Annotated in this window: 12 protein-coding genes; 4 read left to right on the top strand and 8 right to left on the bottom strand. The window is 68.1% G+C overall.

The genetic code is table 11. The features are described 5' to 3' along the window. Positions 1-1264 (bottom strand): phenylalanine--tRNA ligase subunit beta (locus BJQ90_RS15700; protein WP_226761155.1); only part of this gene is annotated, 1264 nt, incomplete at its 3' end. A 2-nt stretch (positions 1265-1266) separates the two neighbouring features. Further along, positions 1267-2328 (bottom strand): phenylalanine--tRNA ligase subunit alpha, encoded by a 1062-nt coding sequence (gene pheS, locus BJQ90_RS15695; RefSeq protein WP_226761154.1) that lies wholly within the window; start codon positions 2326-2328, stop codon positions 1267-1269. Positions 2329-2563: 235 nt separating this feature from the next. Here pheS and BJQ90_RS22925 point away from each other — a divergent pair, with 235 nt between their 5' ends. Further along, the gene (locus tag BJQ90_RS22925; protein WP_413463699.1) at positions 2564-3709 is read left to right on the top strand and encodes an SIMPL domain-containing protein; all 1146 of its coding nucleotides are present in this window, start codon (positions 2564-2566) and stop codon (positions 3707-3709) included. A 17-nt stretch (positions 3710-3726) separates the two neighbouring features. Here the strand turns inward: BJQ90_RS22925 and pcp are convergent, their stop codons facing one another. After that, complete coding sequence (gene pcp / locus BJQ90_RS15680; protein ID WP_226761153.1) at positions 3727-4368, bottom strand: pyroglutamyl-peptidase I; 642 nt, start codon at positions 4366-4368, stop codon at positions 3727-3729. 99 nt (positions 4369-4467) lie between these two features. Here pcp and BJQ90_RS15675 point away from each other — a divergent pair, with 99 nt between their 5' ends. Then, positions 4468-5652, top strand: coding sequence for an Rv2578c family radical SAM protein (locus BJQ90_RS15675; protein ID WP_226761152.1), 1185 nt, complete (start codon positions 4468-4470; stop codon positions 5650-5652). Here the strand turns inward: BJQ90_RS15675 and BJQ90_RS15670 are convergent. The 4 genes from BJQ90_RS15670 to BJQ90_RS15655 all read right to left on the bottom strand — a co-directional run bounded on the left by BJQ90_RS15670 (position 5649) and on the right by BJQ90_RS15655 (position 9036). After that, entirely contained in the window at positions 5649-7022 is a 1374-nt protein-coding gene (locus tag BJQ90_RS15670) for an NAD(P)(+) transhydrogenase (Re/Si-specific) subunit beta (protein ID WP_226761151.1), read from the bottom strand. The two genes, BJQ90_RS15675 and BJQ90_RS15670, sit on opposite strands and share 4 nt — an antisense overlap. Then, positions 7019-7336, bottom strand: a complete 318-nt coding sequence (locus BJQ90_RS15665; protein ID WP_226761163.1) for an NAD(P) transhydrogenase subunit alpha — start codon at positions 7334-7336, stop codon at positions 7019-7021. The genes BJQ90_RS15670 and BJQ90_RS15665 overlap by 4 nt, the downstream gene beginning before the upstream one ends. Continuing rightward, positions 7336-8493 carry a Re/Si-specific NAD(P)(+) transhydrogenase subunit alpha gene (locus BJQ90_RS15660; protein ID WP_226761150.1) on the bottom strand — a complete coding sequence of 386 codons (1158 nt, stop codon included), beginning with the start codon at positions 8491-8493 and terminating at the stop codon, positions 7336-7338. The genes BJQ90_RS15665 and BJQ90_RS15660 overlap by 1 nt, the downstream gene beginning before the upstream one ends. A gap of 87 nt (positions 8494-8580) precedes the next feature. Beyond that, complete coding sequence (locus tag BJQ90_RS15655) at positions 8581-9036, bottom strand: (deoxy)nucleoside triphosphate pyrophosphohydrolase (RefSeq protein WP_319004648.1); 456 nt, start codon at positions 9034-9036, stop codon at positions 8581-8583. Between the two features lie 384 nt (positions 9037-9420). Between BJQ90_RS15655 and BJQ90_RS15650 the strand changes: the two genes are divergently transcribed. Then, positions 9421-10629, top strand: a complete 1209-nt coding sequence (locus tag BJQ90_RS15650; protein ID WP_226761149.1) for an MFS transporter — start codon at positions 9421-9423, stop codon at positions 10627-10629. A gap of 78 nt (positions 10630-10707) precedes the next feature. Here the strand turns inward: BJQ90_RS15650 and BJQ90_RS15645 are convergent, their stop codons facing one another. Continuing rightward, positions 10708-11628: a cation diffusion facilitator family transporter gene (locus tag BJQ90_RS15645; RefSeq protein ID WP_226761148.1), complete on the bottom strand. Its 921-nt coding sequence runs from the start codon at positions 11626-11628 to the stop codon at positions 10708-10710. A gap of 305 nt (positions 11629-11933) precedes the next feature. Between BJQ90_RS15645 and BJQ90_RS15640 the strand changes: the two genes are divergently transcribed. Further along, the coding region (locus tag BJQ90_RS15640; protein ID WP_226761147.1) for a GlsB/YeaQ/YmgE family stress response membrane protein at positions 11934-12195 on the top strand (262 nt) is incomplete at its 3' end.

Here is a 12195-nt window from a genome sequence, read left to right as displayed (position 1 = left end):
TCCCCGCCTCATCGGCGGTGCCCCCGGCGAGTTCGACCAGCAGGTCAACGACCCGCTGGGCGGCGATCCCGGCAACCTGCCAGTCGACGCCGCGTTCAAAGCGCTTGGAGGCTTCGGACGGCAGCTTGTGCCGGCGGCGGGAGCGTCCGATGGACACTTCGTCGAAGTGCGCCGCTTCGACGAGGACGCTTGTCGTGGTGTCGGACACCTCTGTGGCGGCGCCGCCCATGACGCCGGCGATGCCGATGGCACCGGAACCGTCGGTGATGAGGAGGTCCTCGACGTCGAGCGCGCGTTCCTTCTCATCGAGGGTCCTGAGTTTCTCGCCGGCGACGGCGCGGCGGACCACGATGTCGCCCGACAGCTTGTCCAGGTCGTAGCAGTGGGTGGGCTGGCCGAGTTCGAGCATCACGTAATTGGAGATGTCCACCGGCAGCGAGATCGATCGGATTCCGGCGAGGCGGAGCCGGGAGGTCATCCACGGCGGCGTCGGCTTCGTGGCGTCGACCCCGCGGACGGTCCGGGCCACGAAGCGGTCGCAGCCCGGCTTGCCGTAGATCGGCGCGCCGTCGTTGAGCTTCACGCCGTAGCCGCCGGCCAGAGCCGCGGGTGCCTGCACCCTGGACGCCGGGTCGGTGAATGAGGTTCCGGTCGCGTGCGCGTATTCGCGGGCCACCCCGCGGATGGAGAACGCATAGCCGCGGTCCGGGGTGACGTTGATTTCGGCGGCCTCGTCGTAGAGATCCAGGAGCTCCATGGCGTCGGCGCCGATTCCCGGGTCCAGCCCGATCCGGGACAGCACCAGGATGCCGTCGTGGTCCTCGCCGATGCCGAGCTCACGCACGGAGGCGATCATCCCGGCGGACAGGTGGCCGTAGGTTTTCCGCGCGGAAATGTGGAAGTCGCCGGGCAGCACGGCGCCGGGAAGGGTGACCACCACCTTGTCGCCTTCCACGAAGTTGTGGGCGCCGCAGATGATGCCCTGGACACCGGAGGGGTCGATGCCCTCGCCGGTGAGGCTTTGCTGCTGGCCCTCGGGGACGACCCGGACCTGGCACCAGTTGATGGTCTTGCCGTTGGTCTGGGGTTCCTTGATGATGTTCAGGACCTGGCCCACCACGATGGGGCCCCGGAGGGCATCCGTCGGCCGGTGGACTGCTTCTTCTTCAAAACCGACCTTGACCAGGTCTGCCATAACGTCTTCGGCCGTTGCTCCGGCCGGTACCTGCGCGAATTCTCGCAGCCAGGAAAGTGGGATACGCACGGTTAGATCTCCATCCCGAAGTGCTCGCTGAAACGTACATCGCCCTCGATCATGTCGCGCATGTCGCCGACTTCGTTGCGGAACATGAGCGTGCGCTCGATGCCCATGCCGAAGGCAAAACCTGAATAGATGTCCGGGTCGATGCCGGCCGCGCGGAGCACGTTCGGGTTGACCATGCCGCAGCCGCCCCATTCGATCCAGCTGGGGCCGCCCTTGGCGCCCGGGTGCCAGATGTCCAGCTCGGCGGACGGTTCGGTGAAGGGGAAGTAGTTGGGGCGCAGCCGGATCTGGGCCTCGTCGCCGAACATCTGGCGCGCGAAGTGCTCCAGGGTGCCGCGGAGGTCGGCCATGCTGAGCTTCTTGTCGATGGCCAGACCCTCGAACTGGTGGAACACCGGCGTGTGCGTGGCGTCGAGCTCATCGGTGCGGAACACCTTGCCGGGGCACAGCACATAGATGGGCAGTTCGCGTTCCAGCATGGAGCGGACCTGTACCGGGGAGGTGTGGGTGCGCATCAGCAGGTGGGCCTCGGGCGGCTCCACGAAGAAGGTGTCCTGCATTTCGCGGGCGGGGTGGTCGGGCTTGAAGTTCAGCGCGTCGAAGTTGAACCACTCGGACTCGACCTCGGGGCCTTCGGCGATCTCCCAGCCCATGCCGACAAAGATGTCCGCGACGCGTTCCTGCAGGGTGGACAGCGGGTGGCGTGCACCGGCACGACGGCGGCGCGGGGCCGCCGTGACGTCCACCGTCTCCTCGACCAGGATGCGGGCGTCGTTCTCGGCTTCGAGCTCGGCCGTCCGGTCCGCGAGCGCCTTGTTGACGCGTCCGCGGGAGGAGCCCATGAGCTTTCCGGCGGCGGCCTTCTGGTCCTTCGGCAGCCCGCCAATTTCACGGTTGGCGAGGCTCAACGCGGATTTTTCACCGGTGTGCGCGAGGCGCGCGGCCTTGAGTTCATCGAGCGTGGAGGCGGCGGCAATGGCCGCAACGGCCTGGTCTACGGCGGCGGTGATGGCGGCTTCATCCAGGGGATTCGGGACGCCGGCGCCCGGCAAAGTTTCAGTCATCTACTGTTCTTAGCTACGAGTCGGTTTATGCCAACGGGCACCGGACCTTCACATGCGGGGACCGGTACGTTGACAAAGGGCAGGGCTCGCCAAAAACGCTCCGGCGGGCACTCCCCTTCAGTCTAGTTGAAGGCCCTCTGGTGCCAGAACGCGACGGCGCTGCGGCGGCTCCAGGTGGCGGCGCCCTCCCCCCGGTTTCGTTTCCCGCAGCCCGGGGCCCGGCTAGCATGGCGGTATGACGCCGGGACAACGGCTGCGGCAGCTGGCCAATGTACTGAATGCAACAACTCCGCTGGGCTTGTTGCTGGCCGGCTGTGCGCGCACGCACGTCCTTCGGGGACCCCGGGGACTGCTGATTGCCACCGGGTACGGCTGGCGGCTGCCCTTTGCCGGCGCGTTCACGGTCGGCAATGTGGTGCTGTTCCGCGCCGGACCGGAGGAAGCCCTGGCCAACCCCGCGCTACTGGGGCACGAGGAGCGCCACAGCAGCCAGTACGCCTGGTGCCTGGGCCTGCCTTTCCTGCCGTTGTATTTCCTCGCGACAGGCTGGTCCCTGGTCCGGACCGGCAACGCCGGCTCCGGCAATGTCTTCGAACGGCACGCCGGGCTGCAGGCGGGCGGCTACCCGGAGCGGAACACCGGCTACAAGCAGCGGATTTCAACAGCAGATCAACCCGGCAGATCCACCCAGCAGCCACCAGCAGGACGGGCCCGGCGGCCCCCGAGCGGAACGAGGTATGACATGACAGACAGCCCCAGGACAATCTCAGTCAGCGGATCCGGCAGTGCGGAAGGCGCACCGGACCTGCTGACCCTCTCGATCGGCGTCGAGTGCCGCCGGGAGGACGTCGGCGCGGCCTACGGCGAGGCGGGCCGTGTCTCCGCAGCCATCACGGCGGCGCTCCGCGGGCACGGCGTGGCGGACCCGGACATCACGACCTCCGGGCTCAACGTCCGTGCCGAGGTGAACTGGCAGGAGGGCCGGGGCCAGGTCGTCTCGGGCTACCTGGCGTCGAGCATGCTGAGCGTCCGGCTCAGGGAGCTCGGAAAATCCTCGGAGGTCATCGCCGCCGCGGTCGCGGCCGGCGGCAACGATGTCCGACTCAACGGGCTGGAGCTCGGCTTCGCTGATCCCGCGGCCGTCACCGCGCGGGCCCGCGAAGCCGCCTGGCAGGACGCCCTCACCGCGGCCGGGCACTTCGCCTCGCTCGCCGGCGGCTCCCTCGGTAAGGTGGTCTCGCTCGCCCAGCTCTCCGGCCAGCCGGCACCGATCCCGCTGGCCAGGATGCAGCGCGCCGTCGCTGTCGAGTCGCTCACGGTGGAAGCCGGCGAATCGGGCGTCAGCGCCGCAGTCAACGTCGTCTGGGAACTGCTCGGCTGAGCCGCGCCCGATGCCCGCTAATGTGTGGCGCCGGCGGAGATCCTGAGATCCGCAGCCGTCGCCAGGGTGCTGCGGACGACGACGGCGAGCGCTTCGGTCAGCTGTTCCAGCGGCAGGGACGGATCGGTAATTCCCGGGGGCAGCTGGTTGGGCTCGTAGGGAACGTGGACAAAGCCTCCCCGGACGCCGGGCCGTAGCCGCAGGGCGTGCATCAGCCCGTAGAAGAGGTGGTTGCAGACGTAGGTGCCTGCGGTCTGGGATACCTCGGCGGGGATCTCCGCAGCCAGGAGGGCCGCGAGCGCCGCCTTCACCGGAAGGGTGCTGAAGTAGGCCGCCGGTCCGCCGGCGACCACGGGCCGGTCCACGGGTGCGTTGCCGGCGTTGTCCGGGATCCGCGCGTCGTCGCAGTTGATCGCGACCCTTTCCAGCGAGATCCGGGACCTTCCGCCGGCCTGGCCCGCGCAGACCACCACCTCCGGGTGGAAGCGCTCCAGCGCCGCATCCAGCAGGCGGACCGCCTCACCAAAGACACAGGGCAGCTCCACGGCCTCCGCCTCGAGTCCCTCGGCCCGGAGCAGGCCGGCGGCCGCCCGCGCGGCGGCCCACGAAGGGTTGGTGCTTTCGCCGCCGAAAGGCTCGAACCCTGTCAGGAGAATCATCGCCCCAGCCTAGCAAGGCGGCCGGACGGCATACCGGGGCCGTGTCAGGATGCAGCCCGGGTCCTTGACTTAAACTCGAACATACATTCGAATAGAGCAATGAGATGGGACGCACAAGCACTCAAACCGGCGCCCGGAGACAATGCCCGCATGGCTGCCGCAGCTGGCTCCACGGGCCCCGGAGCAGGGAGCGGAGGCACCGGGACCCCGACCGTCCCGTCCACCGACCCGTTGCTGCCCCTGATCGGGCTGGTGCGTTCCGTGACCACCCCCGAGTTTGCCGGGGTCACTTTCCATGAGGTCACCGCCAAATCGGTGCTCAACAAAGTGGCCGCCGGTTCGCGGATGCCGTTCGAGTGGACCATCAACCCCTACCGCGGCTGCAGCCACGCCTGCGTCTACTGCTTCGCCCGGAAGAGCCATACCTACCTCGACTTCGACGCCGGGCTGGACTTCGACAGCCAGGTGGTGGTGAAAATCAACGCCGCGGAGGTCCTGCGCCGGGAGCTGGCCAAGCCCTCGTGGGGGCGGCAGCACGTTGCCCTGGGCACCAACACGGATCCCTATCAGCGGGCCGAGGGCCGCTACCAGCTGCTGCCGGGCATCATCGGGGCGCTGGCAGATTCCGGCACTCCCCTGTCGATCCTGACCAAGGGCACCCTGCTGGCCCGGGACATCCCGCTCCTGAAGCACGCCGCAGCCCAGGTTCCCGTCGGCGTCGGCATCTCGCTGGCGATGACTGACGAACACCTCTCCGAAGCGGTGGAGCCCGGCACACCCGGTCCCCGGGCACGACTGAAGCTGATTACCCGGCTCCGGGAGGCCGGGCTGCCCTGCGGGGTGATGGCCATGCCCATCCTTCCGTGGCTTTCCGACAGCGACGAAGCCCTGGATTCCCTCTTCGGTTCCCTTGCCGCGGCGGGAGCCACCGGCGTGAGCGCAGGAGCCCTCTACCTCAAGCCGGGAACCCGGGAATGGTTCATGCAGTGGATTGCCAAGGAACATCCGCAGCTCGCCGGCAAGTACCGGCGGCTCTACGGCACCGGCTCCTACGCGTCCAAGGAATACCGCGACTGGTTGTCCGGGCGCATCCGGTTCTTCAAGGCCCGGCACGGATTCTCCGGCTCCCAGGGCTTCAGCCACCGTGACCTTAACGACGATCCCGGCAGCGGTGATCCACGGGACGAGGAAGCGCAGTACCCGGCCGGCAGCATCCCCGCGGCGGCAGCCGGGCCCCACGGCCCGCGACCGCTTGCTGAGGCAGCGCAACCCACCCTGTTCTAAAGGGCCTTGACGGCGCCCAGGACGCGGGTGAGTGACTCCTTAGCGTCGCCAAACAGGAGGGTGGTCTTCGGATCGAACAGCAGCTCGTTCTCGATCCCGGCGAATCCCGGCCGCATGGAGCGCTTGAGGAACACCACCTGACCGGCCTGGGCCACTTCCAGGATTGGCATTCCGTAGATCGGCGCACCGGGTGTGGACTTGGCGGCAGGATTGACCACGTCGTTGGCGCCCACGATGAGGGCTATGTCCGTGTTCGGGAACTCCGGGTTGGCTTCCTCGAGCTCCTTCAGCGACTCATACGGTACGTTCGCTTCCGCGAGCAGCACGTTCATGTGGCCAGGCATCCGCCCGGCCACCGGGTGGATGGCGAAGACCACCTCGACCCCGCGGGCCGCCAGCGCAATGGCGAGCTCGGCGATCGTGTGCTGTCCCTGGGCCACGGCCAGTCCGTAGCCGGGGACGATCACCACCCGCTGCGCGTAGCCCAGCTGGACTGCGACGTCCTCGGGCGAGGAGGACCTCACCGGCCGGTCGCTCTGCACGGTTGACCCCGCCGTCGAGCCGCCCCGGAAGGCACCGAACATGATGCCCGTGACGCCGCGGCCCATGGCAGAGGCCATCACCTTGGTCAGGATGGTGCCGCTGGCGCCGACGAGCGTACCGGCAACCAACAGGAGCACGTTGCCCAGCACAATGCCGGAGGCGGCGACCGCGAGGCCGGTGAAGGCGTTGAGCAGCGAGATCACAATCGGCACGTCGGCCCCGCCGACGGGAAGCACCAGCAGCAGGCCCGCGACCAGGCCCAGCGCCAGCAGTGCGACAGCCCAGCCCGCTGAACCGGTCACGACGACGAGGCCGCCGGCGGCGACCGCTCCCAGCACCACGGCGCCCATCACCACCGGCATCCCGGGGAACAGCAGGGGGCGGGTGCTGATCAGCTCCTGGAGCTTACCCACCGTCACGGCCGAGCCTGCAAAGGAAACGGCGCCGACCAGCATCGTGAAGACCACGGCCAGCCGCACCCAGGGGTCCCCGCTGTGGCCGAGTTCCAGCACGGCGACCAGCGCGGCGGCCCCGCCGCCGACCCCGTTGAACAGGGCGACCAGCTGCGGCATCTGGGTCATCTGCACACGCCGGGCCACCGGGACGGCCACCGCGGAGCCGACGGCGATCGCGGCGAGGATCAGTGGGACGTTCTCCAGTTTCGCGGAGAGAAACACCGTGACCACGGCCACGAGAGCACCTGCCGCCCCGACGGCATTGCCGCGGCGGGCGGTCCGGGGAGAGCTTAGGCCCTTCAGCGCGAGGATGAAGCAGACTGCGGCCACGAGGTAAAACAGTGCGGTCCACCCCGGGCCGAGGACACTCATGAACCGCCCTCCCCCGCGCCCGGACCGGGCCGGGCAGGCTTCCGGCTGCCGAACATCTCCAGCATCCGGTCCGTGACGACGAATCCGCCGACCAGGTTGGCGGTCGCCAGAACCACCGCGATCAGGGCGACCGTGAGCAGCCAGGGGTCGTCCGCCTGGCCGGCCACGATGATGGCGCCCACCAGGATGATGCCGTGGATGGCGTTGGCACCGGACATGAGCGGGGTGTGCAGCTTGCTCGTCACCTTGGAGACGACTTCGAATCCTACGAAGACGGCGAGGACCACCACCGTCAACAGGGTGATCGGGTCCATCATGTGCGGGCCTCCATAGCTTCGGCGGTAGCGGCATGCACGACGGAGCCGCCGTGGGTCAGGCAGGCGCCGGCGACAACCTCGTCGTCGAAATCCGGGACCACCTTGCCGTCGGCAGTCATCAGTGCCAACAGGTTGGCGACATTCTTGGCGAACAGCCGGGAGGCATCGGAGGGCATCGCCGAGGCGGCGTCCTGCAGGCCGACCAGGGTGACGGACCCGCCGTCCACCGGGATCTGAAGGTCCCGGCCCGCGATGACACCTTCGACGTTTCCGCCGGATTCCGCTGCGAGGTCGACGACGACCGACCCTGCCCGCATGCCGGCCACCATCTCCGTGGTCACCAGTAAGGGAGCCGCCCGGCCGGGAATCGCCGCGGTGGTGATGAGGACATCGGCCGCCGCAACGTGCGGGGCCAGCAGGGCGCGCTGGCGTTTGGCCCGGTCCTGGCCGAGCTCACGGGCGTAGCCGCCGCTGCCCTCTGCGGACGCGTCCGCAGTTCTAGTGTCAAGGTCCAGATGGATGAAGGTGCCACCCATCGAGGCGACCTCGTCGGCGGAGGCCGCCCGGATATCGTTGGCGGAGACCCTGGCCCCCAGCCGTTTCGCCGTGCCGATCGCCTGCAGTCCGGCGACGCCGGCCCCCAGGATGAGCACCCGTGCCGGCGGGATCGTTCCGGCGGCCGTCATGTAGAGCGGGAAGAACCTCGGGTAGCGAAGGGCGGCTTCCAGAACGGCGCGGTAGCCGGAGACCAGCGATTGCGAACTGAGCGCGTCCATGGACTGGGCCCGGGAGATGCGCGGCACCAGCTCCAGGGCGAAGGAGGTCACACCCGCGGCGGCCAGGGCGCCCACAGTTGGCAATTCCGACGCGGGTGAGCCGAACCCGATGGTGACGGTGCCGGGCCGGAGTGCCGCGGCGGTCTCCGGTTCGAGCGGCCGGACGTGCAGCAGGACATCCAGGGATTGGGCGGCCAGCTCCGGAACGATTGACGCTCCCGCCGCGGTGTAGGCGGCGTCCGCGTACCCGGCCGCGGTGCCGGCATTGCGTTCCACCGCCACTTCCAGGCCGAGGGCCGTGAGTTGCTGCACCGTCTCCGGCGTGGCGGCAACCCGCCGTTCCCCTGCACGCTGCTCCCGCCTGACACCAACCTGCACGGGCTACTCCTCTCGGTTCGCTTCAGCGTAGTCACATGCTTCACGCTTTGGCGAGAGGTAGGGCCGCGGCGGCCCCAGAGCCCAGTCTCAGTGCGCGGCCATGGCGGTGGAATCCGCCACCTGGAGCCTGTCCAGCAGCGCCTCGACAATGGGGAGGTCAGCAGGGATCCACGGCAGGCCCAGCACCTCGGCGCGGTTCCGGATGTCGATCCAGCGCAGCTCATCGTGGTCCTGCAGGGGGTGGGGAACGCCGTCGAGCAGTTCAGCGAACCAGACCCGCATGGCGGCACGTTCGTTGAGCGGCCAGCCGTCGGCGGAGCCGCTGGCCAGTTCGGCGCCCAGCCGGACCTTCACGCCAAGCTCTTCGAGCAGCTCCCGGTGCAGGGCCTGCTCGCCCGTCTCGCCGGACTCGACCTTGCCGCCGGGGAACTCCCACATGCCGGCGAACTGCGGGGGCGCCGTCCGCCGAGCCACAAGGAGCCGGCCGGGCTCGGCCAGGGAGTCCAGTACGGCGCCGCCTGCAACGCTAATGAGTCCAGTCACGCACCCAAGTCTAGACAGGGTCGAGGGCAGATCCTGGTGAGGTACCGGTCTTGCCGGTACCTCACCCCGCGCAATGCGGCGGCCCTGGCAAGCTCCGACGCCACGCCAGGGCCGCCTACCCCGGCTTCAACGGCATCATCGCACCGCCGCGGTGCTTCCATGACTATCCCGATTCAAAGTAAGCCGGTAAGGGTCCAACGGCCCGTCAACCGCTCCGGGGGGATGAGTGCGGCGCCGGCGTAGGGGAGAATGGAAGTGGCCGCCTTCGGCGAGGACCCGGAATACCGAGCGTGCCCGCCCCGTTAGAGAAATCAGACTACAAATCCGATTTAACTTGCCGCATTCTCCTGGCTCCAGCCGGGAACGTCACCGAAAAGCAGACGAATGACAACCACCACACAAGCCCCGGCGACGCCCAAGACCGGTTCCCGCCACCTCGCCCTTGCCATCGTTTCCCTCGCCATGGGCGGATTCGGCATCGGCACCACGGAGTTCACCATGATGGGCCTGCTCAAGGAGGTGGAGACCGGGCTCAACATCAGCACCCCGGAGGCCGGCCACCTGATCTCGGCCTACGCGCTCGGCGTCGTGGTTGGAGCCCCGCTGCTGGCCGCCGTCGGTGCCAGGATGCCGCGGAAGTACCTCGCCCTTGGGCTCATGCTGTTCTTCAGCATCGCGAACCTGTCGTCCTTCATCGCCCCGGACTACGGCACCATGCTCGTGTCGCGTTTCGCCGCCGGGCTGCCCCACGGGGCCTTCTTCGGCGTTGCCGCCGTGATCGCGGCGTCACTTGTCGCGCCGACCAAGCGCGGCTGGGCCATTTCGATGGTCATGGCCGGCCTGACCGTCTCCAACGTCATCGGCGTCCCCTTTGGCACCTGGCTGGGCCAGACGTACGGCTGGCGGCTGCTGTTCCTGCTGGTGGGCGTGATCGGCATTCTCACCCTGGTGATGCTCTGGAAGTTCCTGCCGTACCAGAAGCCTCACGCCGACGCGAGCTTCCGCCGCGAACTGGGCGCCCTCAAGCGGCTTCAGGTCTGGCTGGCGATCCTGATCGGCATCGTGGGCTTCGGCGGCTTCTTCGCCACCTATACCTACATCGCCCACACCATGACCTCCGTGGCCGGCATTCCCGCAGGGTGGCTCCCCCTGGTTGTCGCGCTGTACGGACTGGGCATGGTGGCCGGCAACATCGTCGGCGGCCGCATCGCGGACAAGTCTGTGATGGGAACGATCTACTGGGTACTGCCCGGCATCGCCGTGGCACTCGTGGTCTACGCCGTCGCCGTGCACTGGCCGTGGTCCGCCTACGTGATGGTCTTCGTCGTCGGCGGCGCCGGTTCATTGCTGGTCCCGGCACTGCAGACCCGGTTGCTGGATGCTTCCCCGGATGCCCCCTCGCTGGCGTCCTCGCTCAACCATGCGGCCCTCAACGTCGCGAACGCTCTGGGGGCCTTCCTCGGCGGCCTCGTGATCGCCTGGGGCTGGGGCTACGTCGCACCCGCCCTCGTCGGGGCGGTGCTGGCCATCCTGGGCCTCGGCGTCGCCCTGATCAGCGGGCTGGTGGAACGGAGGAGGCCGCTGGTCCGATAGCCCGCAATGCGGCTACCGGACCAGCGGCCCCTCAGCCCTTCGCCGGCCGGACCCTGAGTCGGTCAGACCCGGGTCCGGTTACGGCGTGCTGACGCGCTGGACGTCCGGTTCAAGGTAGATGACCCGTGCAATCGGAACAGCCTCGCGGATCCGCGTCTCGGCGCCGTCGATCGCTGTGGCAATTTCCTGGCCCGTCTCGGAGCGGCCGATGCTGATCTTGGCGGCGACCAGGAGCTCCTCCGGGCCGAGGTGCAGGGTCTTGAGGTGGATGATCGAGGTGCCGTCGGACTCGATGGCGGCCCGGATCTTGGCGACATCGTCCTTCGTGGCTGATTCTCCGAGCAGCAGGGACTTCGTCTCGATGGCCAGGACGGCGGCAATGGCGACCAGCAGGAAGCCGATCATCGCGGTGCCCAGGGCATCCCAGATGCCGTTCCCGGTGAGGAGCGTCAGGCTCACGCCGAAGAGCGCGAAGACCAGGCCCAGGAGGGCGCCGAAGTCCTCAAGGAGGATCACGGGGAGCTCCGGCTGCTTGGCGCTGCGGATGAACTTAATCCAGCTTTGCTGGCCGCGGATCAGGTTGGATTCGATGATCGCAGTCCTGAAGGAGAACGACTCGGCCAGGATGGCGCCCAGGAGCACGGCAAGCGGAACCCACCAGAACGCTCCCTCGATGGCGTGTGGGTGCTGCAGCTTTCCCCACGCCTCATACAGGGCAAAGAGGCCGCCCACGCTGAACAGAACGATGGAGACGATGAACGCGTAGATGTAGCGCTCGCGCCCGTAGCCGAAGGGATGCTCCGGGCTCGCCGCCCGGTTGGCGCGCTTGCCGCCCACCAGCAGAAGGAGCTGGTTGCCGGAATCCGCGAGCGAGTGGATCGCTTCGGCCAGCATTGATGAGGAAAACGTCAGGAAATACGCGACGAATTTCAGGACGGCGATGGTCAAGTTGGCAGCCAGCGCCGCAACAATCGCCTTGGTACCGCCATTTGCAGCCAAGAGAGCTTCTCCTTAGGGGTTCGACCGGGTGGTGGACTCCGGCCGGTGCCCGCGCCCACAAGGAATACCGTACCCGTTATGGCCCGGCCCAAGCACCGCACGCAGCCACGTACCGCCACGGGCGGGGCACCGTACTGTCACCGACGGGGCGGCCGGGCCGGCACGCAACGCTGCAGGTCACGGCGCAGGTAACGGTGCAGGTAACGATTGGGGGTGCTCCTGCTGACAAGCAATCCGGCCTATGTTAGCTTGAAGCCATAATCGGGATTCACCATTTGGATGCCGACGAATATGTAGGAGGAGTAATGGGCTTTCTTGGCTGGATCATTCTCGGACTCATAGTAGGTGCAATCGTAAAGGCCCTCATGCCTGGCAGGGTCGGCGGCGGCTGGGTCACCAGCCTCGTGCTCGGCGTAGTCGGGGCAGTGGTCGGCGGCTGGATCGGCGACCTGCTGTTCGGCGGCGGCAAGATGGAATTCTGGAATCTCGGTTCCTGGCTCCTGGCCATCGTCGGCGGCCTGGTGGTAGCCCTTGTCTACGGCGCCATCACAGGACGGAACAAGACCA

The sequence above is a fragment of the Arthrobacter sp. SO3 genome (assembly GCF_020532825.1).
Taxonomy (GTDB): domain Bacteria; phylum Actinomycetota; class Actinomycetes; order Actinomycetales; family Micrococcaceae; genus Arthrobacter.
This window is presented reverse-complemented; position numbering and strand designations above follow the sequence as displayed.